We start from the raw sequence: 25,290 nt of genomic DNA on the forward strand, positions 1-25,290 counted from the left end.
CAATCCTAACCGGTTGTCTTTTTTGTTTCATATAAAACCCTAAATTTATAAAATCGAAAAAAGTTTTAGGTTCTTCCCAACCTTTTGCCAACTATTGTGCTCTTTATAAGAAAGCAAACCAATTTTGATGGAAAAAAATATCATTCAAGCCTGCAGAAAAATGCATCGAGACGCCCAGCGGAAGGTGTATGAGCACATGGGACCCAAATTGTATCAGTTATGCAAACGGTATCTCAAAAAAGAGGAAGAAATAGAAGAAGCTTTGGCCGATGCATTCTTTACTATTTTTACCAAAATTGATCAATTAAAGGAAGACCATGCGTTTGAAGCTTGGGCTAGAAAAATCACAGTCAATCAGTGTTTACTCACGTTGCGAAAAAATGTGAACTTTAATTTGTATTTGGATGATGTCAAATTATCCTCGCAACCCACAACGGACGAAATTACTGATTTGGAAGAGGAAGATTTACTGAATCTGCTTCAACTGATTCCCGACGGATGCAAAGCCATCTTTAATCTGTTTGTTATCGAAGGCTATTCACACAAAGAAATTGCAATGCAATTAGGCATTTCAGAAGGTACTTCAAAATCACAATTGAACGCTTCAAAAACCAAATTGAAAGAGTTAGTGAACAATTTTTATTATCAAAAGGCAAAATAGTTATGGAAAATCAAGATAAATTATACGATAAAATGAAACAAGCGGCAAAAAATGCCGAAGCAAATTCATTTCCCGGAATGGAAAAAGTTTGGGCACGTGTTGAAGAAAAATTAGATAAAAAAGAAGATAAAAAAGTAATCATTCTTTGGAAAAAAATAGCCGTTGCTGCTTCGCTCCTATTGTTTGTTTCCCTTGGTTATCAATTTTTAAAATCGGATAAAGAAATTATTACAATTGAAAATCCGATTGTGAATGAAAATAAGGATACGATTCAGAATGTTTCTCCTTTAAAAATTGAAAAATCGAAAGAAGAAATGGTGGTTTCTTCAGATGTTGAAACGGAGAAGAATTCAAATGTTGAACCAATTTTAAAAGAATCAATCCTAAAAAATTCTATAAAGAAAGAACAACAAGTGGTTTCTGTTTTTAAAGATAGTTTGATGAAATTGAATGATTTAATTGCTTTAGATGAAGAAAAAAACAAACTTGTTTCTAAAGAAATTCCAACCGTAAAAATTTCGAGTGAAGAAATAAATAAACTAACCGGAGAACGAATGATTACCGGTGTTGTGATGGATAGTTATAATCTTCCTCTTTCTGGTGCAACTGTTCTTATCAAAGGAACTTCAAAAGGAACTAATACTGATTTTGACGGTAAATTTTCAATCAAAGCCAAAAAAGGAGAAACATTGGAGTTTAGTTATGTTGGAATGCTAACCCAAACGACTAAAATTGATAGTTCTACTAATTTGAATATTGCATTAGTTGATAATGGTACCACATTGGAGGAAGTGGTAGTTGTTGGTTATGGTACACGAGTAGCAAAAAAAACAACTAGTGCAGCTACATCAATTACTTCAAATGAAATTAAAAAAGGTAAAAAAACAAATACTCCAAATAAGACTTTAGTTTGGAATTCGATATCAGATCAAAAAGAGTTTAAAGTAAAAGCAGAAATTAAGAAATCAAATACTCAATCTTTACAAGGAAAAGTAGCAGGAGTCTATATTAATGATGCTAATCAAAAATATAAGGGAAACAATAATATAACTATAAGAGGAACTAATTCAATAAACTCGAAAAATGAACCATTGATCATTTTAGACGGACAACCAATTTCCCAAAAAGAAATGCAAGTGCTTAATCCAAATGATATCAAAGATATTACGGTTTTAAAAGATGCATCAGCCACATCTTTATATGGAAGTAGCGGAAGAAATGGCGTAATCGTCATCACCTCCAAAAGCGGAAAAGTTGAAAAATTGTCTAAAAGACAACTCAAAAAGAAACTAAAAGAATTAGAAGAAGCTCAACAACAAGCACCAATTCAATGGCCGGTTAATGATCCAACGCAAGATGAATCGTATGAATCATTTGAAGAAAACGCCTTCGAGAGTCCGACTACCGCACCACTTTCTACGTTTTCGATTGATGTGGACAACGCCTCTTACACCAACATTCGCCGTTTTATTAACAACGGACAAACTGTTCCAAAAGATGCGGTTCGTGTGGAAGAAATGGTTAATTTTTTCAAATACAACTATACTGAACCAACCGATGAACATCCGTTTTCCATTCACACCGAATACAGCGATTGTGCTTGGAACAGAAATCACAAAGTGTTGAAAGTTGGTTTACAAGGCAAAAACATTCCAACCGAAAATTTACCGGCTTCCAACTTAGTTTTTCTGGTGGATGTTTCGGGTTCGATGAACGATCAAAATAAATTGCCATTGCTTAAACAATCGATGAAAATTTTGGTTGAACAACTTCGCAAAAAAGATAAAGTTTCTATTGTGGTGTATGCCGGAGCTGCCGGATTGGTTTTGCCACCCACTTCCGGTGATGAAAAAAAGACAATCATTGATGCCTTAGAAAATTTACAAGCTGGCGGAAGCACTGCAGGTGGAGCAGGAATTGAATTGGCCTACAAAACTGCTGAAGAAAACTTTGTCAAAAACGGAAATAACCGAGTGATTTTAGCTACTGACGGCGACTTTAATGTGGGAGCTTCATCTAATACAGACATGCAAACATTGATTGAAGAAAAAAGAAAAAGTGGTGTTTTCCTAACTTGTTTAGGGTACGGAATGGGTAATTACAAAGACAGCAAAATGGAAACCATTGCCAACAAAGGAAACGGAAATTATGCTTACATCGATAATATTCAAGAAGCCAATCGCTTTTTAGGAAAAGAGTTTAAAGGTTCGATGTTTGCTATTGCGAAAGATGTGAAAATTCAAATCGAATTCAATCCGCAACACGTGCAAGCGTATCGCTTAATTGGGTATGAAAACCGAAAATTGAATGACGAAGATTTTGTGAATGATGCCATTGATGCCGGCGAATTAGGAAGCGGTCACACCGTTACGGCGTTGTATGAAATTATTCCGACGAACGTGAAAAGCGATTTTTTCAAAGAACCAATTGACTTGAAATATTCTAAAACAGAAAATTCTTCAACTGTCTTTGGAAATGAATTGGCGACTATCAAATTTCGATATAAAAAACCGGATGGTGAAAAAAGTATCGAAATGGTTCAAGTGATTGAAAACAAATCAATCCCAATTGATAAATCATCCGATGATTTTAAATTTTCGTCTGCCGTCGCTTGGTTTGGATTAAAATTAAGAGATTCAAAATTAGTTCAAAACAAAGACAGCGAAGCCATTAAAACCTTAGCAAAAAAAGGACTTTCTAACGATGAAGAAGGGTATAAAACAGAATTTATCCGATTGGTTGAAACCGTAAAATAAAAAATTGGTTACACTGAAAACCTGACAATTAGCATAAATTGTCAGGTTTTTTATTAACCGTACTTTAACAAATGAAACACGAAATTTCTGAAAAAATTTCATCACTTTTGTTAAAAAAATTACCTATGCCTTTTAATAAAATCAGTTTTCCGATAATTCTACTATTATCAGGAATTTTGACACTTTCCGCTCAGGAAAAATTCACCATTAGCGGAACGATTTCCGACCAAAAAAGCAATGAATCGCTTTATGGTGTAAATATCATTGTAACGGACACAAAAACAGGTGCAACAACCAACGAATACGGATTTTACTCCATTTCCCTTACAAAAGGAACGTATTTAATTCAAATTAGTTACGTTGGTTTTCAAACCATTGAAGAAACAATAATTTTGGATAAAAACATTCGAAAAAACTTTTCATTATTCGAATCGAGTCAGCAATTAAGCGAAGTCATTTTAACCGAACGAAAAGCCAAAGCTGAAATTCGTAAACCAGAAATGAGCGTCAACAAACTCTCTATTCAGGAAATCAAAGAAATGCCTGTTTTATTGGGTGAAGTGGATATCATAAAATCGTTGCTGACTTTACCGGGTGTCACCAGTGCAGGCGAAGGTCAGTCCGGGTTCAACGTTCGTGGTGGTGGAGCCGATCAAAATTTGATTTTATTAGACGAAGCTACCATCTATAATTCTTCCCATTTATTTGGTTTGTTTTCGGTGTTTAATCCTGATGCGATTAAAGATTTAAAATTGTATAAAGGTGGAATTCCGGCTCGTTATGGCGGAAGATTATCCTCTGTTTTAGATATTTATCAAAAAGAAGGAAACAGTAAAGAATATCACGTGAATGGTGGAATCGGAATTATTTCCAGTCGATTATTAGCCGAAGGCCCGATTGTAAAAGATCGTGGTTCATTTCTGGTTGCCGGAAGAGGTTCGTATGCTCACTTATTTTTAAAACTGACCGACAACAACAACTCGGCTTATTTTTATGATTTGAATACAAAATTGAGTTATAAAATTAACGATAATAATAACGTTTATTTTTCCGGTTATTTTGGTCGTGACGTCTTTAGTTTGAATAATGCTTTTGTGAATACATATGGAAATGCGGTGTTGAATTTACGTTGGAATCATTTGTTTTCTGATAAATTATTCAGCAATATGTCTTTTATTTATTCTGATTATTACTATGGTTTGGAATTGGATTTTGTTGGATTTGAATGGAATAGCGGAATCAAAAATTACAACTTTAAATATGATTTCAAACATTATTTAAGTGATAAATTGAAATTAACCTATGGATTGAATACGATTTACTATGATTTTAATCCGGGTAAAATTGAACCAAGCCGTCCGGATTCCGGTATTAATGAAGATCAATTAGACAGAAAATATGCACTTGAATCAGCGGTTTATGTTGATGCAGAACATCAATTATCTGAAAAAATAACCGTTTCCTATGGTTTTCGATTCAGTAACTTTTTACGTTTAGGTAATCAGACATTGAATGTGTATGAAAACAATCAAGCGGTCAATTTTAATGCTGATTTTCAAGTCTATGAAAGTGCTACGCCAATTGGAACAATTTCCTACGGAAAAAATGAAACCATCGCCAGTTTCAACAATATCGAACCACGTTTTTCTGTTTCATATGCATTAAATGACAATCAATCCATTAAAGCTAGTTACAACCGAATGAGTCAGTATTTGCATCTGATTTCAAACACACAATCACCTACTCCATTGGATGTTTGGGCTCCAAGCGATAATTTTTTGAAACCGCAATTGTTAGATCAATATGCCATTGGTTATTTTCAGAATTTTAAAGATGATGAATATTCATTGGAAGTAGAAACGTACTATAAAAATATCAAAAACCGAGTAGATTATATTGATGGAGCGAATTTAATTGCCAATGAAGCCATTGAAAGAGTCGTTTTAAACGGACGAGGACGAGCCTACGGAATGGAAATTTTATTCCGAAAAAATGCAGGTCGTTTCAACGGTTGGTTATCCTATACATTAGCCAGAACCGAACAACAAGTGGTGGGAAGAACACCGGAAGAAGTGGGAATCAATAATGGAAATTGGTACAAAACCGGCTTTGATAAACTCAACGATATTTCAGTAGTTGGAAATTATAAATTAAATGAAAAATGGCGTTTTGGAGCTAATTTTTCTCTACAAACCGGCCAACCGGTCACTTTTCCAAATGGTCAATATGAATACTTAGGAATCACGGTTCCAAGTTTTAATAATCGAAACGCAGACCGATTGCCAACCTATCATCGTTTGGATATTTCTGCCACCTTAACACCAAATAAAAATAAAGACAGAAAGTGGGATGCCGAATGGGTTTTTGGGTTTTATAATATTTACAATCGTCAAAATGCGGCTTCCATTACGTTTCGTCAAAACGATGAAACGGCAAGAAATGAAGCAGTTCGATTATCTATATTCGGAATTGTTCCGAGTGTAACGTATAATTTTAAATTTTAAAAAATGAAACTTTTTAAATATAGTGTGCTCCTATTCATTGTAATCATAACAGTTGGATGTGAAGAAGTTATCGATGTTAATTTGAATACAGCACCACCAAGGTTGGTGATTGAGGCTTCTATTAATTGGGTGAGAGGAACACAGGGAAATAGTCAAGCGATAAAATTATCAACCACTGCCGGTTATTTTGCCGAGGGTGTTCCACCCGTTACAGGTGCAAGTGTAACCATCACCAATAGTCAAGGAACGGTTTTTAATTTTGCGGAAATTGATCAACCGGGTTTGTATATTTGTACTGATTTTGTGCCGGTTGTGAATGAAAATTATACGCTGGTAGTTGTTTCAAACGGTGAAACCTATACTGCAACCGAAAGATTGCTGGCTACTCCTGAAATCACAAGAGTCGAACAACGCAGTGATGCCGGCATTTTGGGAGATGCCATCGAAGTAAAGTTCTTTTTTGATGATATTCCAAACGAAACTAATTTTTACTTCTTAGGTATTATTGACCCCTACAAAGTAATTCCTGAATATGGTGTTCTTGAAGATCGTTTTTTTGAAAATAACGAGATGTTCGGTTTGTATTTTAGTGACGAATTTGTTCCGGGTGATACCATCACTTTCACTATGAGTGGTGTATCACAACAGTATTTTAATTACATGAATATTTTGTTGGCACAAGCAGGAACAAACAGTGGAGGACCATTTAGTACACCAAATTCAACTGTTCGCGGTAATATAATCAATCAAACTAATTTTGATAATTTTGCATTGGGGTATTTTAGGTTGAGTCAGACCGAGATTAATGAATATGTTATACAATAACAATTGTAAATAAATTGAATGATTTTTTTGGAACACCGATTTTAAAAATTTAAATAATTAATAAAATTAGATTTAAGAATTTTAAAAAAAATAGGTTTTTAAGATTTTAAAATTTCTAAAATCTGTGTTCTTCCTGCTACATTATTCAAGAGAAAAAATTATGTCATCACACCACATCATCAAAGACGACCAGGAACCAGCCTTAATCATAGCCAATGGAGCCGCTTGTAATCAAGAGCTTTTGGGTCAATTATTAGAATGGTCGCCGTTGGTTATTGTCTTAGATTCCGCTATTAGTCGAGTGTTGGAACTTGGCATTAAAGTAGATGTTTTGCTAGGTGATTTTGATCGAGACTTTGATCCTAATTATTATAGAGAAATTCAGTACCCGCTGGAAATTGTAAACACACCGGATCAAAATAAAACCGATTTAGAAAAAGCCTTTGATTATTTAATTGAACGAAATATTCCTGCGGTAAATGTGGTTTGGGCAACCGGAAAAAGAGCCGATCATACCATTACTAATATCACTTCCGTTGTTAAATTTAGTGAAAAATTAAAAATTGTTTTGTTTGACGATCATTCCAAAATCTTTCATTTACCCAGAAAATACGAAAAATGGTATCCGAAAAATACAGTCATTTCGCTAATTCCAATTGGAGCTGTTCATGGCATTCATTCCCAGAATTTATTTTATCCGTTGCAAAACGATTCGTTGCAAATTGGTTATCGAAGCGGGAGCAGTAATCATGTTGCCGAAGACGGAATTGTGATTATTGAACACCTAGAAGGCGATTTAATTTTGATGGAATGTTGGGATTAAAAGCTTTTAATCAATAAAAATTCTGTAAATTTATATTTTACACAAATCATACTTTGAAAAATAATACCAACTCAGAAAAGTCATCATTACATCCTCGCAATAAGCATCGTTCTCGTTATGATTTTGAAGTTTTACTAATTAAAACTCCTGAATTAAAACCGTTTATTTATAGTAACGAATATGAAATCGAAACCATCGATTTCAGTAATCCGATGGCAGTTAAAACACTGAACAAATCCTTATTAAAAACCTATTACGGAATTTTAGACTGGGATTTACCCGAAGATTATCTTTGTCCGCCCATTCCTGGTAGAGCCGATTACATTCATCATATTGCCGATTTATTGGCTGAAGTCAATCAGCAAATTATCCCAAACGGAAATAATATTATGGGTTTGGATATTGGGGTTGGTGCCAATTGCATCTACCCTATTTTAGGAAATGCCGAATATGACTGGAGTTTCGTTGCCACCGATATCGATGCTAATGCTCTCGAAAATTGTGTGTCAATTATTGAAAAAAATCCACATTTAACCGATGTCATCAGCTTGCAACAACAAATGGATTCCCGATTTATTTTTAAAGACATTATTCAACCCGAAGATAAATTTGCGTTTACCATTTGCAATCCTCCTTTTCACGATTCCAAAGAAGAAGCTGCCAAAAGTGCTGCTCGAAAAGTTTCTAATTTAACCAATCAAAAAACGACCAATCCGATACTAAATTTCGGCGGACAAAACAACGAACTTTGGTGCGAAGGAGGCGAACTTGCTTTTATCACCCAAATGATTTACGAAAGTGTTAAATATCCCAAACAATGTTTTTGGTTTACCACGTTAGTTTCTAAAAAAGACCATTTAAAAAGCATTTATAAAACACTCAATAAAGTGGAAGCTTCTAACATCAAAACCATTGAAATGAACCAAGGCCAAAAAATCAGTCGTTTAGTTGCTTGGACATTTTTAAGCGAAAATCAACAAAAAGATTGGAAGTTTTCTGTTGAATAAATCGCATTGTTTTTTTCGTAACTTTGTAAAAAGAGAGGAAATATGAAAACAGCTGAATTAAAAAATATTTTGATTTCCCACATCAATCAAATTGATGATGAATCTTATTTAAATGCATTGAGAACGATTATTGAAAGTAAATCAAACTTTTCCAATAGTTACCTTGAAGAATATAATAATGAGCTTCTAATTGCTGAAGAAGAAATTGAAAAAGGAAATTATTTTTCTCATCAAGAAGTGAAAGATAAAATGGAGCAATGGAAAAAAAACTAAAAATTAAAAAGAAATAAATCTCAGCAACTCAGTAACTCAGCTCCTCAAAAATGAAATTCCAAGTCATCTCAGATTATATAACTAATGAAAAATCAATTAAGAATTTTTATTAGATATTTAATTTATGTAATATAATATCACCGATAATTGCAAAATAACTATATTGCAGTTGACTAAATTAAAAGTAATTATGACAAGTTTAGAAAAAAAACTTAAAGAATTAAATCCAAATTTGTTTGGAAAATTAAACGAAACAAAAGAAGCTGTAAAATTACTTTTAAATCAATATATTAAAAATTTTCCTGATTACACAGATCATTCTATTCATCATACAAATGCCGTTTATGAAATTGTTAGTGAAGTATTAACTAATGATGAAATTGATAATTTAAATGATGATGAAATTTATATTCTCTCAATGTCGAGTTATTTACACGATATTGGTATGTGCATTCCTGAAGATAAAATTAAGGAAATAGCAGATACTGAAGAACTAGTCAAAGAAAGAGAATTACATCCTAATGTAAGCAGAGAAAAATATCTTCGTGACATTCATCATACATTAAGTAGAAAATTTATATTGGAAGAATGGGAATTACTTAAAATTCCTTCCGAAAAATATGCAGAAGCTATTGGACTTGTTTCAGAAGGGCATCGAGTTGTTGATATTGGTAATCCAGAAATATATAAGCCAAAATTTAGTGTTAAAAATGGAAGAGAGTTCGTTTGTTTACCCTATTTATCAGCAGTTTTAAGGATAGCGGATGAACTTGACATTACAAATATTAGAACTCCTAGTTTACTCACTAAGTATTATATGCCTGATAATGAAAAAAGTATAGTTGAATGGAATAAACATATTGCAAACACATTAAGATTCATATCTGAAAATTATGTTGAATTTGAAGTAAAGTGTTCTAATCATAGTATGTTAGCAGCACTTGAAGACCAATTTAATAAAATTGGAAACGTAATTAATTATTGTCAAAAAGTAATTAAGAATATTAGTAATACTGAAAATAGAAAATTTTCTTTAAGATTGGAACAAGTAAGACCAAAAATTACTTATGTTGATTTTGATCCAAAAGGTATAAAGTATTCTTTTGATGTTGACAATGTGATTAATGCGTTTGTTGGAGAAAATCTATATAACGATAAATTGACTTCATTGAGAGAATTAATACAAAATTCAATAGATACTTGTCGTTATAAAAAAGTTTTAAACCCAGATTACATTCCTGAAATTAAACTAACCATAAATAAAGAGTCAATAAAAATTGAAGATAATGGTTTAGGAATGGATGAATTTATAATAAAAAATTTTTTTGGAAAATTGTGTAGTAGTTTTTACCAGCAAGAAAGTATAAAAAAAGATTATGATGCAATAGGGCAATTTGGAGTTGGTGTTTTTTCTTATTTTTTAATGGCTGACTACATTGACATTGAAACTAAGACAGAGAAAGAAAGTACCTTACATTTTAGATTAGATAAAGATCCAAAAAACTATTTCCATTTTTTTAAAACCTCAGAAAGAAATGTTACTGGAACTTCAATAACATTAAATTTAAAAGAAGAATATATAAATTATAATGAAAATGATTTTATTGAATACATAAAAGATAAATTCAGGTATATTGAATTTCCAATTTCTGTAATATCTAAAAATGGAACTTTTATATTAAATTCTGAAGATTTCGAAGATAAAAATTTAAAAGAGAAGTTAATAGAATCTCTTATGCATCAACATAAATCATTATCCAATGAAATAGAAATATTCACTCATAATTTTTCAAATGAAAATTATGAAGGTTCCATCTCATTTGTTTATTTAAAAAATTTGTATTTTCAAAAAATTGGATATTTACTAAAAGACGATTCTTTTAAATTCAAAAATGAAAATAATAAATACAATCATAATAAAAGTATTTTTAATATTTGCCAAAAAGGAGTTTTAATTAATAAAGGAAGTGAATACTCTATAATATCAGATACTTATTGTAATTTAAATTTAAAACAAAAGATAGACATTCAAATTAACAGAAATAATTTTTCAAATGAATCAATAATTAATGAAATAATTTATGATATAATGTCGGAATTATTAATTAATTTTTTTGGGAAATTAATTAATGAATATAGTCCTATAGAATTATCTAGAATCACTTTTAATTTTATACATCAAAACAGAATAAAATTAGAAAAATCAATTTATCCAAAATTATTTTTAACAATTAATGATGAAAATAATTATTACAAATATTTAAGTTTTGAAGAATTTTTAAAAAAAGATTTCAAATCAATCATGATTAGTTTAAATAAAGTTCATACAGATTTTTTAAATTCAAAAATTGAAAATAAACTAGTGATTGAGTTTTATGATGATAATCCTAATTATCGTTATAGAACCATTGATTTGGATTTTACTTTTTATGAAGAAAATAACTACGCTCAAATATTAATTAAAAGTGATGATTTTTATTATTTAGAGTTATCTAAAGAACTTTCAATCCCAAAAAAAATGGAATTTATGCGAAATGGCACAATTTTCATTAACACAAAAAATATTAATACAGTAATAATAGATAAATATACAGCTATAAATACATATTCTACCGAATACAAATTTGAATATGAGGATTATGATATTAATTTTAACCATCCTTTCGTTAAAGAAATTTTCGCATACAAAGAAAAAAATATAAACCAGAAAGCAAGACAAATAATTATTGAAATATTTGGACTCTTATCAGGTATATATTATGGTGACTCATTCAATGATGAAATGATAAAATTAGATGTACTTCAAAAAGAATTAAAAAGTAATTTAGTAATAAATCATGAATTAACTAAGGACGATTTTCCTTCAGAATTATTTTAATAGTGAAATTCCAAGTCATCTCAGATTACATACCCACCGGCGATCAACCGCAAGCCATTGACAAATTAGCCAACGGAATCCTGAATGGTGAAAAATATCAAACGTTATTGGGCGTTACCGGTTCCGGAAAGACATTTACTGTGGCCAATGTGATTGAAAAAGTAGAAAAACCAACCTTAGTTCTCGCTCACAACAAAACACTTGCCGCTCAATTATACTCCGAATTCAAGCAATTTTTTCCGAATAATTCCGTGCAGTATTTTGTTTCGTACTACGATTATTATCAACCCGAAGCCTATATTCCGGTTACGGGAACCTATATAGAAAAAGATTTATCCATCAACGAAGAATTAGAAAAACTCCGTCTCAGCACTACTTCTGCCCTACTTTCAGGTCGCAGAGATGTGTTGGTCGTGGCTTCCGTTTCGTGTTTGTATGGTATTGGAAATCCGGTCGAATTTCAAAAAAACGTCATTTCCATTGATCGGGGCGAAATCATCTCCCGAACCAAATTATTACACCGTTTAGTGCAAAGTTTATATTCACGAACCGAAGCCGATTTTACCCCCGGAACCTTCCGCATCAAAGGCGATACGGTTGAAATTTTCCCAAGTTATGCCGACGATCCGTTTCGCGTCCATTTCTTTGGCGATGAAATCGAAGAAATCGAAGCCTTTGACACGAAAACAACCAAAGTAATCGAACGTTACACCAAATTAAACATTTATCCCGCCAATATGTTCGTGACTTCACCCGATGTATTGCAAGCCGCCATTTGGGAAATCCAACAAGATTTGGTCAAACAAGTGGATTATTTCAAAGAAATCGGTAAACATTTAGAAGCCAAACGCTTGGAAGAACGAACGAATTTTGATTTAGAAATGATACGTGAATTGGGCTATTGTTCCGGTATTGAAAATTATTCACGTTATTTAGATGGTCGTTTGCCCGGCACACGTCCATTCTGTTTGTTAGATTATTTTCCGGATGATTTTTTAATGGTGGTGGATGAAAGTCACGTGACCATTTCGCAAGTGCACGCCATGTACGGTGGCGACAGAAGCCGAAAAGAAAACCTCGTCGAATTCGGATTCCGACTTCCCGCTGCAATGGACAACCGTCCGTTAAAGTTTGAAGAATTTGAAGCCTTGCAAAACCAAGTCATCTACGTTTCTGCCACACCGGCTGATTACGAATTACAAAAAAGCGAAGGAATCTTTGTCGAACAAGTCATTCGTCCTACCGGATTATTAGACCCAATCATCGAAGTCCGTCCGAGTTTAAACCAAATCGACGATTTAATCGAAGAAATTCAACTTCGTTGCGAAGCCGACGAACGCGTTTTAGTCACCACGTTAACCAAACGAATGGCGGAAGAACTCACCAAATATTTGACCAAAGTTTCCATTCGCTGTCGTTATATTCACTCTGATGTGGATACCCTCGAACGAGTGGAAATCATGCAAGATTTGCGTAAAGGGTTGTTTGATGTTTTAATCGGTGTAAACTTACTCCGTGAAGGACTGGATTTACCCGAAGTTTCGCTTGTTGCCATTTTGGATGCTGATAAAGAAGGTTTCCTCCGCAGTCATCGTTCGCTTACCCAAACCGTGGGTCGAGCCGCTCGAAACGTCAACGGAAAAGCCATTTTATATGCCGATAAAATCACCAACAGCATGCAAAAAACGATGGACGAAACCACGTACCGTCGCGAAAAGCAAATTGCCTACAACACGTTGCACGGATTATCGCCCAAAGCCCTAAACAAAAGTCTCGGCAATGCGTTGAGCAACAATTCCGTTTCAACGCAATACTACGAAGATAAACTCCTCAAAGCCGCCGAACCCGAAAGTTTGTACCTCACCAAACCCGAAATTGAAAAGAAAATCCGCGACCTCCGAAAAATGATGGAAAAAGCCGCCAAAGAACTCAACTTCATCGATGCTGCTAAATTGCGTGATGAAATAAAAAGTTTGCAGGAAAAAATTTAATATTAAAACATTTACAATGAGAAAAACTTTATTCTTGTTAGTACTATTTACATCTACTGTAAAATCTCAAAATTTAGAGGAAAACAGTAAATTTAAAAATACAATTTCCTTAGAATTTTATCAGCCCTTTCAAAATAATATACGTGAATTCTATAATGATGATTGGATCTTAGGTTATGAACCCTCCGAAAAGAGTAATTATTCAAGAAACGCATTTTCAAATGCTTTTGGGATTAGCTATGAAAGAGTTCTAAAAAATTTTATTCTTAGAACACGTTTTGGGGTTTCTGTCAGGAAAATTGAAGAAAGTAATGGATATGAATATATTAGTGAAGAACAAAACTTTACTTCTATCTTATCAAAAGAATATAGTTATAAACAAATTCATATTAATAGTTTAATTGGGGTAATAAAGAGAGTTAATCTTGTAAATAATTTTGATTTTGATTTCGGAATTGATTTTGCATTTGTACATTATCAAAAAGCTGAAGGTAAATTACAATACAATATAAATGAAAAAACAATTTCAGATAATCGTTTATTAAAAGATCAAATTATAAATGTTAATGATAGAATTGGTTCAATACAAAGCATTGGATTTGGCCCAATTTTAAAACCGCTGTATAATTTCTCAGATAGGTTAGTTGTATCGGCGGAGTTTCAAGTATATTTTATGAATACTTTCACAAAAGACCAGACATTTAGATTAGAAACTTCTGACACAATCTTTGAAGATGGCAGTTCTGAAAACATTGAAATAAGCCAAGAAATTAATTATAATGTTAATCAATGGAACTGGACAAAAATTTCACCATTAATTAGAATTGGTTATTTATTTTAAATTTTACTTTGTCAAAAAAGCCACCAAAGAACTGAACTTTATCGATGCCGCCAAATTGCGTGATGAAATCAAAAGTTGGCAGGAGAAGATGTGATTTTTTTTGAAGCTATTCCCGATTTTCGCTACAAGCTTTTGCTCAAAAACCTTTTTTTCTAAGGTTCATCAGGAGCTCCCAAGGTCGCTCTGCCAAACCAAGAAAAAATAGGTTTTCTTCCCAAAAGGCTTTCCGCTGTAATCGGGGCTAGGAGATTGTGCTTCAAAACAAAAATTAGTGAATAAAGCCGTTTTGATGATTTGTACGATTTATTTATTAAATTTGAGAGGCTATCAAACTGATACATTCAAAATATGATGCTAAATTTTATTTTGTAAATAAAATTAGAAAAAAAATTGAGTTCTTTCCAATGATTAAAACAACTATGTAAACTCAATCTAAAATTGGTAATTAATTCTAAAAGCTAAAGATTTTAATTCAAAAAAAAACAAAAATGAAAATTCAAAGCACAAAAGGAACATCTACTAAAGCTACAACAATTCTCTCGTGGGGTCCAGATGACGAAAATCTTATTTTAAAAATTAACCTCAGAGAAAATAAAAATGATGATAATGAATATTATTTGAGGCAAAATTATTTTTCTAAAAGTGCCTACATAGATTATTATTGTTACAGACTTTTATATTTAACAGATAATTCATTTTTTCTAGTAAGTAAGCTTGTCAAAACAGCTGCTGATTGTTTAGAAAAATTATTAAAATTGTTTTTACTTACATACAATCCAGCATTAGATATCAAAAAGTTATCTCATAATCTTGACAAGATAGTTTCGGAATGTAAAAAAATAGATGATTACTTTGACAAACCAGAACTAAATACATTTTGTGATGAGTATTCACAAAAATTAGGTGGTTTTAATGGTCATCAAATATTTGGGTATTCGGACAATACTGTTATCGAAAGTTGGGAAACAGATTGCTCAAATATATTAAATTTGCTTGATGAAGTATTTCTTGAAACATTATTAAGAATGAAAAATAATTACGGATTTTTTGCTTTTGATTTATTTGAAATTTATCTTGAACGTGAATCTACAAAATCAAGATATAATCTAAAATTTACAGAAGTAAAGAGTGTGCTTTTTACCAGGAATAATTTCATTCATAGTTTTTATTTAAAAAATGAAAAAAATATCATTGAAAATACTATTCCAATTTAAATATCAACACCCAAGCTCTCTTAAATCTTCTTTGATAGCACGCTGCTCTGCGAATGTCTCTGACTTCGCAGCAAAAAACATCCGTTACTACAAGAATCTCTTAACTTTTCAAAAAACTTATATTACTTATATGTTTTAAAATAAACAAACTATGAAAACCCCTCACCAACTCGCCTCCTGTTTTCGAGAAGTCATTTTAAACGGCACTTGGGTAGCCAACACCAACGTTAAAGCACAACTTTCTGGCACCGATTGGAAAACGGTTACCACACCAATAAACGACCTCAACACCATTGCCGTGTTAGCACAACATATTCATTATTACATCAACGGAATTAATCAAGTATTCAAAGGTGGACCATTAGCCATTAAAGACAAATACAGTTTCGATTTTCCGCCAATCACCTCACAAGAACAATGGGAAACTTTTTTACAACGGTTTTGGAATGATGCAGAAACGTTCGCTAAACAGGTAGAACAACTCACGGATAAACAACTGGATTCCAATTTTACGAATCCGAATTATGGCAGTTATCACAGAAATATCGATGGCATGATTGAACACAGTTATTATCATTTAGGACAAATTGTGTTAATCAAAAAGCTCATTTCTGCATAAAAAATAAATCTACTTCAAAATCTACAAAAAAGTTAGGAAAAATAAAGCGTTGTAGGTGAGCAATTAAGCAAAAAGATACTGTGATTTTTGTAACACAAAATTGTTACATATTTACTAAACGGAATGATTTATATTAAGTAGAATTGTATAAATTTACTTTATAATTCATCATTTTATGAAAAAAGTCTATCTACTTCTGTTTTTTATTTGCAATTTTTCTTACAGTCAATATGAGAAAGAAATTGATTCGTTGACTAAAATTATTTCTTCAAAAAAAGAAAACAAAGAAAAATCAAAAGCATATGATGTCTTAATTCAACTCTATTTAGACATTGACTTAAAAATTGCAAAAAAACACATTCAAAGTTTATACGATTTAAACAAAAACGGCAATTGTATAGAATGTGAAATTATAGCTGATTTAAACAATGGTTATTATCATGATATGTTAGCCGAAAATGAAAAATCGATTTATTATTTTGAAAAGTGTGCTAAAAATTGTTTAAAAATAAACGACTATGAAAATTATGAATTAGCTCAAATGCAAATTGCACAGGACTATTTAGCACTTCACAATCATGAAAAAGCGGAGTTAGTTTTAAATAATGTTATAAATTTCAGTAAAAAACACAACTTAAAAGATAACCTTTATTTTCTATATTATTTAAAAGGAACTTTAAATGCTGATAGATCATACTACAAGTTAGGGCTAGAAAATTATATTCTCGCAGAAAAAACGTTATTGAAAACAAAACCGGAAGATTTAAAAACACAAATCGACATTATCAATATGATTGGTGTAATTTATTCTAACATTGAAAATCATAATAAAGCAAGAGAATACAACAACAAAGCTATCAAAATAGCCGAAAAGCTAAATGATATGTCAATAAAAATGAATGTTATTCGAAATCGTGGTTTTATTGAATCGACAGCAAAAAATTATACTGCTGCATTACCATACTTATTGGAAGCATACGAATATCATAGTGAAACAAATAATATCAACCTAAAAGGAATGGGAGCATATTTTTTAGGAAGATGTTATTATGAATTAAAAAACTACACCAAATCGCTTGAATATTCTAATGAAGCAATAAAAATCTATGAAAAGTCGCAAAATAACATCGATTATGCAAGAGCGTTAAACAATAGAGCGAGAATAGATTTAAAATTTAATAAGCTTGATGAAGCTAAAGAAGATATTGAATTGTCTAAATCTTTAATGAAAAACAAAGAATCTAGGAATTATATAGAAATTTTAACTACTGAAATTGACTATTTAGTGAAATCTAATAATTTGAAAGAGGCAATTACAGCTATAAGTAGCAGAGATTCAATAAATACTATTTTGAAAAATAAAACAGACTTAACTAATCTCAATGAATTACAAACCATTTACGAAACAGAAAAAAAAGAACAACAAATTCAACTTCTATCCACTCAAAATGAATTAGCAGAAAAACAAAAATACATTTACATCGGATTATTAGGTTTATTAGCAATTTTAGGAGCAAGTTTATTCTATGGTTATCGCATTAAAATTAAAATAGCTCAAAAACTAAATGAGTTAAACGAATTAAAATCTCGCTTTTTTACTAATATTTCGCACGAATTTAGAACACCGTTGACATTGATTAAAAGTCCTGTCCAAAGTTTGCAAGCCGAGATTTCAGATGAAAACCAAAAAAACAAACTCCATTTAATTGACAAAAATTCCAATCGAATGTTGGATTTAGTCGATCAACTTTTGGAACTTTCAAAGCTCGATAGTGGTAAACTGAAACTTATTTTAAAAGAAGGAAATATTGGTTTGTTTTTAAATTCAATCATTGAATCTTTTACCTTTCAAGCCAAGGAAAATAAACTTTCATTTAGTTCTACCATTGAAAAAAACACAGAAAATCATCATTTTGATAAAGATGTGGTTGAAAAAATAGTAACCAATTTACTTTCCAACGCTATTAAATATACATCTGAAAATGAAAAAATTAGCTTTCAATCTAAAATAGAAAACAATCAATTGCAATTGGTTGTTTCTAATTCAGGTTCTGAAGTTAAAAAAGAAGAACTACCCAAACTATTTGAACGTTTTTATCAGAAAAAAGAAAACCATCAAGGTGTCGGAATTGGTTTGGCGTTAGTGAAAGAATTAGTTGAATTGTATAACGGAAAAATTGAAACAACCGTTGAAAATGGACTTTTAAGTTTTACAGTACTGTTACCATTAGAGAAATCTAATTCAAATGCTATCGTTGTATCAAAAGAAACTACACATTCACTAAGTGATCAAAACACCACCGAATCAGAACTACCTATTCTTTTGCTTGTAGATGACAATCAAGATGTAAGAACAGTTTTGAAAGACATTTTCAAAGAAAACTATCAAATTATAGAAGCGGCAGATGGCGAACAAGCTTTGAAAATCGCCAAGAAAGAAATTCCGGATTGCATTATTTCCGATGTCATGATGCCCAAAATGGACGGATTTGAATTTACTAAACAAATTAAAACCAACGAATTAACTTCTTTCATTCCGGTTATTCTGTTAACTGCCAAAACATCAGACGAAGCTCATTTAGAAGGATTAAAAAGTACCGCCGATGCTTTTTTAACCAAACCATTTAACAACGAAATCGTAAAAGCAACTGTCTTACAATTAATCGAAGAACGCAAAAAACTGCACACACGTTACAGTCAGGAATTGGTTTTACGCCCGGTGGATATTGTTATCAATTCCGTAGAAGAAAAATTTATTGAAAAATTGCAACTCATTTTAATCAAAGAACTAGCTAACTCTGAATTTAGTTCAGACGACTTTGCTGCTTCCATTGGTATGAGTAGAATGCAGTTACATCGTAAATTAAAATCACTTTTAGGTGTTTCAACTTCCGAGTTTTTACGAAACGAACGATTAAAAGCAAGCACACAATTACTTAAAAAGGGCAAAGCAAACATATCCGAAGTTGCTTATTCTGTTGGTTTTAATGATGTGTCCTATTTTTCAAAATGCTTCAAAGAAATGTATCATTGCACTCCAACTGAATACATGGAAAGAAACTAAATTACGCTGCTTAGACCCAAATTTTATTGAGATGTAACACCTTGTTACAATAATCATAATCCCTGTTACAATAGTCACAGGGATTTTTTTGTGCTTCCTATACTTTTACATCAACACAAAAACGATTACTCAATGTCAAAAAAAGAAACGGCTAAATATGAAGCTAAAATTGATCAGTTTTTTGATAAGAAGATAATTATTAATGTGAACCATTTAGACAATGGGAATTATGAATTGAACATCATCAATAAAAATAAACTCATCGTAAAAACAACATTCAAAAAGAAATAACCATGAAAAAAATTCTAATACTTTTACTGTTATTGCCTTATTTATCAATTGCACAAGTTGGAGTAAATACAACGGCTCCAAAAGCAGCTTTGGATGTTGAATCAACAAATAATGGTGTATTGATTCCAAGAGTTCAACTGACATCTACACTTGATATAACGACCGTAGTTAACCCAAATGCAGGTCCACTAGAAACCTCAACATTGGTATATAATATTGCACCGGCTGGAGTTGTACCAAATAATGTTGTGGCAGGTTTTTATTATTGGAATGGTTCACAGTGGACTGCTATTGCCGGAAATGCTCCATCAGACCATGATTGGTATGAAGTGGGAACTACAGTAGCACCCAATGCGATTACAGATAATATGTTTAACCTTGGAAAAGTAGTCATTGGCTCTGCAACGCCAGCAGCAACTGCCGTATTACAAGTAGAGTTAGGTGCAAGTACTACTGATGGAATACTATTTAATGGTGCTAATAATGGTGCTGGAACGGTACCCAATTTAGGTGCTGGAACTAGAATGATGTTTTTTCCGGGTAAAAATGCATTTCGTGCCGGTAGTGTTTCAGGAACACAATGGGATAATTCAAATGTAGGTGCCAATTCAGCCGCTATGGGAAGAAACAATACAGCATCAGGTTATGGCTCTTTTGCCATGGGCGAAGGTTCAATAGCCAGTGGTACAAATACTGTGGCAATGGGAAATAGTGCAACAGCAACAGGAGAGCATTCTGTAGCAATGGGAAATTCTACAGCAAATGCCTCTTATGCTACCGCTTTAAATACTTCTACAGCCAATGAAGAAAATGCAACTTCAATGGGAATTGCAACTGCCAATGGTTATGGTAGTCTTGCCACTGGTTTTTCAACAACCTTTGGAAACTATGCCATATCAGGTGGTGCTGGAAGTGTTGCCAGTGGAAACAACTCAGTAGCAACTGGTGACTCCTCTATTGCCAGTGGACAAAATGCTGTTGCTATGGGAAGATCTGCATCTGCAACTGCTGCTGATTCGGCAGCATTTGGTAGTGCTAGTGCAACAGGACAATATGCTACGGCTTTCAATAATTCGATTGCCAATGGACAGAACACCATTGCAATGGTAGAGAGTACTGCCAATGGCGACTCAAGTGTATCAACGGGATTTTCTACTGCCAATGGTGCTTATTCGTTTTCCGGAGGATTTGGAACCACAGCACAATCTATTGGCGAAACGACCTTAGGCGTTTTCAACAGATTGTACACAATGTCGCCTTCTGGTTCTACCACTCTTGATGGAAACGATCACTTGTTTAATTTAGGAAATGGCACTTCGGCAATAGCAACACATAACGCACTAACGGTTTTTAAAGACGGAAGATTAAATATTAACGAAGCTTATACTTTACCTAATACAGACGGAACAGCCAACCAAGTTTTACAAACCAACGGTACAGGTACACTTTCTTGGCAAACGCCTTCGAGTAGCAATGGTTGGTTATTAAATGGTAATGCGGGCACAAATCCACCCTCTACAATTGATTCTCCAGTTGCTGCAACCGAAAATTTTATTGGAACAACTGATTATGAAGATTTAGTTTTTGGAGCTAATAATAGGAGTAGAATGAAAATATCTGCATTTGGAAATATTGGAATAGGAACTAATAATCCAAATGCAAAATTTGAAATTGAAGATATTAACTCGCCCTACATAACTAGTTGGTTAAAAAAGTCAAATCTTTCAGGATCAATTATTGCAGGTGGTAGTTATGTTTCTCCTACTTTGATTGTAACTACAACTTCAACAGGCGGAGGAACCAATGAATTATATTATAATTCTCAATTTACTGCTGCAGGATTTAACAATGCTACCAATATTGCAGCTCGATTTTATGCTGCTGGTGGTGCAAATAATTATGCCATAGTGGTACCTATATTGGGTGGAAGAACCGGTTTAGGTACCGAAACACCATCAACAAGGCTTCATGTGGAAAATGCAACTTCAGGTGCTGTACGTATTGTTGATGGCACTCAGGCAGCAGGCAGAGTATTAACATCTGATCTAAATGGTGTTGCTACTTGGCAAAACCCAACACCATCCGGTTTTACACATTATTTAGGTGAATTATACCTTGGTGGAATTATTTTTGAACTATATAAAGGTAGTGATGGACTGGAACATGGACTTATTGTTTCACTTACAGAATCTTCTCATGCTTGGCAAACGACCAATACATTAGTTAATGCGAACAGATCGGAAGATGGTGCATTTAATACCGCACAGATGACAAGTAGCCCAGCCGCAAGCTATGTATCTTCGCTTGGTGCTGGTTGGTATATACCTAGTATTGATGAGTTAAATATTCTGTACAACAATCGATATTATGCAAATAAAGCCTTGAGATTAGGAGGCTATACACTTATTTCCCGAACAGCACTTTATTGGAGTAGCACTGAATATATTGGCAACAGTGCATATTCCTTGTTTTCTTTCACAGGCACTTTTGGACAACAAGATAAATCAGATACTAATGTAGTTCGAGCCATAAGAGCTTTTTAAAACAACACAAAACTTTAACAATCAAATTTTAATACAAATGAAAACAACAATTTTAAAATCAGTTGCAATAGTACTATTTATGAGTACTGGCCTATTTTCTTGCAGTAGCGATGCTATTGTTACCAATGAAAATGCAACCAACAGCAGTAATTCAAGTCTTTTAAAACCGCCACCTCCGGGATTATCTGAATTTTATTATCGATACAATGGCGTTATGCCTTACACCAGTGTTCCTGAAGCATTTGTGGTCATTTCTAACAATGTAATCTACGCAATGGACGGTTCATTTAATGTGATAAAAATACCACTTAGCTCTATAGAGGTTGGTACTTATTTTATTGGCGGTTCAAACAGTTTTACCTATAACTTGCCATCAAATCCAAATACTTGGTATGCCTATGACGGTTATATAAAAATTACTCAAAATAATGCTGCTGAAATTTCCGGAATTATTAAAGTGGAAGGAGCCGGAATTGATTACAAAGGCATCACTTCAATAAATGGCTATTTTAATGCTGTGCCGATTGTGCCATAATTTTTAACGTTTTACCATAGTACAACAAAAGCACCTCGAAAGGTGCTTTTTCTTATTCCACTTTATTTTTAACCAATCTCGATCATTCGTTTTGGTTTTGGTAAAGCTTCTTCGCGTTTGGGAAGAGCGATGTGAAGCACACCATTTTCATACGTTGCGTTGATATCAAATTCATTGACAATTTCAGGCAGCGTAAAAGAACGTTTGAAAGAAGAATAGCTGAACTCTTTGCGGGTATATTTCCCTTCTTTGTCTTTTTCTTCGTTTTCAGAACTTGCTTCAGATGAAATAGTCAATACGTTATCATCCAACTCAATGTTGAAATCTTCTTTTTTCTTGCCGGGAGCGGCTAACTCCACTACAAAGGTAGTGTCAGTTTCTTTGATGTTCACTGCTGGAACATTTACATTAAAGCGTTCCACTCCACCCATCCAATCAGGTTTTAAAAATTCATCAATTAATGATGGGAACGCAAAACGATTGTTTGTTTTTACAAGTGTCATAACTTTATTATTTATGGTTAAACATTTCTTTTGACTTACTACAGACAAAGTTTATACCAGTTCACTATTTAAGTCAAATTGACATTTTTTCCACACAAAAACCGTCAAAAATTCAGTTTTACAGCTTGATTAACAAGGTTTTAACAGACATTTTTTCAGGATGTTGAATTTTATCTGAAAAGGATTAGAAAGCATCGAAATTTAGTTTACGACCCACCTTTAGTTCTTTACAAATTTCCTGTTTTCTATTACATTTCCTGCAATAAGTTTCAAGAAATAAACACCCGCTTGCAAGTCTTGCACGTCTAGATTATTGCTTGGATTATGACTGCTTTTCACTATTTTTCCATGCATATCAATCACTTCCAATGCATCAATAGCTAATGATGAAGTAATCATGAGCATACTTGTAGTTGGATTTGGATATAGTGAGATTCTAGCTTCCAAATCTGATGGCGGTAGATTCAATGTTGAATCCGGACGTGTCGCAATTGCTCCTAGACAATTGTTGTAATTTGTCATCATATTGATAACCGAACCTTCTTCATTATTGATGACCGTATTACTTGTAACAAGTCCTGTTTCAAGCGAGATGCCAAACACATTAGAACCATTATTAAAATAGTAAGTCCCTGTAATTGGATCGATTGTAGATCCGCCATTTACTGAATACACAGCGGTTGGCAACGGAACTTCAGAAATGTTTGTCACTTCACCGGTGGTAGGATTAATTTTCCCGAAACGCATTAGATAAATCGAGAAAGGAAACGAAACATCAGGATTTTGAACTTGCGTGTTTTCTACCACCAAACCGTAAACCGTTTGATCGGCACAATTATAGCTGAAATTCGTAAAATTAAACTCATTTGGATGACTAAAAACAATGTCCGGATTGCTGTAAACTGCTCCGTTATATAAATCGATCCCCATAAATTTTGATCCGGTTGAGTAATAATACACCATTTCTTCAGGGTCTATTGCAGTTCCTGCCAATTGATAACCTGAACCAATGGACGTTTGCGAAAGTTGGGTTAAATCGCCATTTTCGCTATTCAATTCCGCCAAATACATACCAATTAATTGATTATTTTCTGCGAAGGTGCTTGCTAAACCATAGAGTTTGTTGTTTGAATTATTATAACGAACATTCGCAAAAAAGGTAGTTCCTTCAAAAAAACTATGGATGGGTAATTCGTCCACAATATCTCCTGTAAAAATATCAAACGACATCATAAAATTAGTAGAAACTAGATTAAATCGATTGGATGATTGATTCAATGAACCACCGGTCACATTAAAAATATTTGGACTGGTTGCCTCCCCCACATTTGCAACAGTTCCATCGGTGGGATTTAATTTACCCATCCGGGTAGTTGATCCGGATTGAGCATTATACTTCGACACAACCGTGTACAATTCATCAGTGGATTGAGCATTAATTTGAAATGCGGTTGCCAAAATTCCGATTAATAGTAGTGTATTTTTCATAGCCATAAATTTTGATAAACCTAAAATATTATTGATTCCGCAATTATTTACGTTAAAGCTATTACAATAATAAATACAAATATTAAAATGATAGATATTTAACTAATGTTTAAAGCTTAGAAAAGTAGATTTGTGAAAATTAAAAAACTGTAGTTTATAGCTATTTCTTTAGCAATACCCACGCTTACTAATGCTTGTATCACCTAAAATACTTTGGCATGAAAATTCAAAAATAAATCAGTAAGTCTATAGAAATCAGACGAAGATATTTTCTTTAGCGAGGATTTTAAATTAACACCTATTAAACAGTTTTAAATTCTTCTTTTATTTCACCTAGTTTTATTATTCTTTTGAATTTTCCGATTGATAGTAAGTAAATTAAAAACCGAAGAATTCTAAACGATAAAAATTGAAATTGCATTTTCTTCAAAATCTATTTTTAATAAAAGAGGAGTTAAGAAAATAGCAGAAATA

At 32.7% G+C, this 25,290-nt stretch carries 18 protein-coding genes; 16 read left to right on the forward strand and 2 right to left on the reverse strand.

All coding sequences use genetic code 11. The annotated features are described in order from the left end of the window. The first annotated feature begins 160 nt into the window (after positions 1-160). From B0I10_RS00430 to B0I10_RS00510, 16 genes are all read left to right on the forward strand, one after another. A complete protein-coding gene (locus B0I10_RS00430; RefSeq protein WP_112084747.1) occupies positions 161-661 on the forward strand; it encodes an RNA polymerase sigma factor in 501 nt (166 codons plus the stop codon). A gap of 2 nt (positions 662-663) precedes the next feature. Then, positions 664-3,417, forward strand: a complete 2,754-nt coding sequence (locus B0I10_RS00435) for a VWA domain-containing protein (RefSeq protein WP_317047168.1) — start codon at positions 664-666, stop codon at positions 3,415-3,417. Positions 3,418-3,542: 125 nt separating this feature from the next. After that, entirely contained in the window at positions 3,543-5,921 is a 2,379-nt protein-coding gene (locus B0I10_RS00440; RefSeq protein WP_112084749.1) for a TonB-dependent receptor, read from the forward strand. A gap of 3 nt (positions 5,922-5,924) precedes the next feature. Beyond that, entirely contained in the window at positions 5,925-6,746 is an 822-nt protein-coding gene (locus B0I10_RS00445) for a DUF4249 domain-containing protein (protein WP_112084519.1), read from the forward strand. 160 nt (positions 6,747-6,906) lie between these two features. Further along, positions 6,907-7,569 carry a thiamine diphosphokinase gene (locus B0I10_RS00450; protein WP_112084520.1) on the forward strand — a complete coding sequence of 221 codons (663 nt, stop codon included), beginning with the start codon at positions 6,907-6,909 and terminating at the stop codon, positions 7,567-7,569. Between the two features lie 53 nt (positions 7,570-7,622). Continuing rightward, positions 7,623-8,576, forward strand: coding sequence for a 23S rRNA (adenine(1618)-N(6))-methyltransferase RlmF (gene rlmF, locus B0I10_RS00455; RefSeq protein WP_112084521.1), 954 nt, complete (start codon positions 7,623-7,625; stop codon positions 8,574-8,576). Between the two features lie 42 nt (positions 8,577-8,618). Beyond that, positions 8,619-8,849 (forward strand): hypothetical protein, encoded by a 231-nt coding sequence (locus B0I10_RS00460; RefSeq protein WP_112084522.1) that lies wholly within the window; start codon positions 8,619-8,621, stop codon positions 8,847-8,849. A 190-nt stretch (positions 8,850-9,039) separates the two neighbouring features. Further along, positions 9,040-11,727 (forward strand): HD domain-containing protein, encoded by a 2,688-nt coding sequence (locus B0I10_RS00465; protein WP_112084523.1) that lies wholly within the window; start codon positions 9,040-9,042, stop codon positions 11,725-11,727. Between the two features lie 2 nt (positions 11,728-11,729). Continuing rightward, complete coding sequence (gene uvrB / locus B0I10_RS00470) at positions 11,730-13,718, forward strand: excinuclease ABC subunit UvrB (RefSeq protein WP_112084524.1); 1,989 nt, start codon at positions 11,730-11,732, stop codon at positions 13,716-13,718. Between the two features lie 16 nt (positions 13,719-13,734). Then, a complete protein-coding gene (locus B0I10_RS00475) occupies positions 13,735-14,559 on the forward strand; it encodes a hypothetical protein (protein WP_112084525.1) in 825 nt (274 codons plus the stop codon). Positions 14,560-15,047: 488 nt separating this feature from the next. Then, on the forward strand, positions 15,048-15,773 hold the full coding sequence (locus tag B0I10_RS00490; protein WP_112084528.1) for a hypothetical protein: 726 nt from the start codon (positions 15,048-15,050) through the stop codon (positions 15,771-15,773). Positions 15,774-15,924: 151 nt separating this feature from the next. Next, entirely contained in the window at positions 15,925-16,392 is a 468-nt protein-coding gene (locus B0I10_RS00495) for a DinB family protein (protein ID WP_112084529.1), read from the forward strand. A gap of 175 nt (positions 16,393-16,567) precedes the next feature. Next, a complete protein-coding gene (locus B0I10_RS00500; protein ID WP_112084530.1) occupies positions 16,568-19,456 on the forward strand; it encodes a response regulator in 2,889 nt (962 codons plus the stop codon). A 132-nt stretch (positions 19,457-19,588) separates the two neighbouring features. Further along, positions 19,589-19,747 carry a hypothetical protein gene (locus B0I10_RS15590; RefSeq protein WP_181456862.1) on the forward strand — a complete coding sequence of 53 codons (159 nt, stop codon included), beginning with the start codon at positions 19,589-19,591 and terminating at the stop codon, positions 19,745-19,747. A gap of 2 nt (positions 19,748-19,749) precedes the next feature. Next, the gene (locus B0I10_RS00505) at positions 19,750-22,290 is read left to right on the forward strand and encodes a hypothetical protein (protein WP_112084531.1); all 2,541 of its coding nucleotides are present in this window, start codon (positions 19,750-19,752) and stop codon (positions 22,288-22,290) included. A gap of 37 nt (positions 22,291-22,327) precedes the next feature. Further along, the gene (locus tag B0I10_RS00510) at positions 22,328-22,825 is read left to right on the forward strand and encodes a hypothetical protein (protein ID WP_112084532.1); all 498 of its coding nucleotides are present in this window, start codon (positions 22,328-22,330) and stop codon (positions 22,823-22,825) included. Between the two features lie 68 nt (positions 22,826-22,893). On the opposite strand, the gene B0I10_RS00515 is transcribed toward B0I10_RS00510, so the two are convergent. Beyond that, entirely contained in the window at positions 22,894-23,328 is a 435-nt protein-coding gene (locus B0I10_RS00515) for an Hsp20/alpha crystallin family protein (RefSeq protein WP_112084533.1), read from the reverse strand. A 219-nt stretch (positions 23,329-23,547) separates the two neighbouring features. Continuing rightward, the gene (locus B0I10_RS00520; protein ID WP_181456863.1) at positions 23,548-24,816 is read right to left on the reverse strand and encodes a T9SS type A sorting domain-containing protein; all 1,269 of its coding nucleotides are present in this window, start codon (positions 24,814-24,816) and stop codon (positions 23,548-23,550) included. Positions 24,817-25,290: the final 474 nt, after the last annotated feature.

It is taken from the genome of Flavobacterium lacus (assembly GCF_003268815.1).
Classification (GTDB): Bacteria; Bacteroidota; Bacteroidia; order Flavobacteriales; family Flavobacteriaceae; genus Flavobacterium; species Flavobacterium lacus.

Coding starts and splice junctions, on each gene's coding strand:
- B0I10_RS00500 (WP_112084530.1), top strand. CDS start 16,568: ATGAAAAAAGTCTATCTACTTCTGTTTTTTATTTGCAATTTTTCTTAC.
- B0I10_RS00450 (WP_112084520.1), top strand. CDS start 6,907: ATGTCATCACACCACATCATCAAAGACGACCAGGAACCAGCCTTAATC.
- B0I10_RS00445 (WP_112084519.1), top strand. CDS start 5,925: ATGAAACTTTTTAAATATAGTGTGCTCCTATTCATTGTAATCATAACA.
- B0I10_RS00435 (WP_317047168.1), top strand. CDS start 664: ATGGAAAATCAAGATAAATTATACGATAAAATGAAACAAGCGGCAAAA.
- B0I10_RS00515 (WP_112084533.1), bottom strand. CDS start 23,328: ATGACACTTGTAAAAACAAACAATCGTTTTGCGTTCCCATCATTAATT.
- B0I10_RS00465 (WP_112084523.1), top strand. CDS start 9,040: ATGACAAGTTTAGAAAAAAAACTTAAAGAATTAAATCCAAATTTGTTT.
- B0I10_RS00430 (WP_112084747.1), top strand. CDS start 161: ATGCATCGAGACGCCCAGCGGAAGGTGTATGAGCACATGGGACCCAAA.
- B0I10_RS00510 (WP_112084532.1), top strand. CDS start 22,328: ATGAAAACAACAATTTTAAAATCAGTTGCAATAGTACTATTTATGAGT.
- B0I10_RS00475 (WP_112084525.1), top strand. CDS start 13,735: ATGAGAAAAACTTTATTCTTGTTAGTACTATTTACATCTACTGTAAAA.
- B0I10_RS00440 (WP_112084749.1), top strand. CDS start 3,543: ATGCCTTTTAATAAAATCAGTTTTCCGATAATTCTACTATTATCAGGA.
- B0I10_RS00490 (WP_112084528.1), top strand. CDS start 15,048: ATGAAAATTCAAAGCACAAAAGGAACATCTACTAAAGCTACAACAATT.
- B0I10_RS00460 (WP_112084522.1), top strand. CDS start 8,619: ATGAAAACAGCTGAATTAAAAAATATTTTGATTTCCCACATCAATCAA.
- B0I10_RS00495 (WP_112084529.1), top strand. CDS start 15,925: ATGAAAACCCCTCACCAACTCGCCTCCTGTTTTCGAGAAGTCATTTTA.
- B0I10_RS00505 (WP_112084531.1), top strand. CDS start 19,750: ATGAAAAAAATTCTAATACTTTTACTGTTATTGCCTTATTTATCAATT.
- B0I10_RS15590 (WP_181456862.1), top strand. CDS start 19,589: ATGTCAAAAAAAGAAACGGCTAAATATGAAGCTAAAATTGATCAGTTT.
- B0I10_RS00520 (WP_181456863.1), bottom strand. CDS start 24,816: ATGAAAAATACACTACTATTAATCGGAATTTTGGCAACCGCATTTCAA.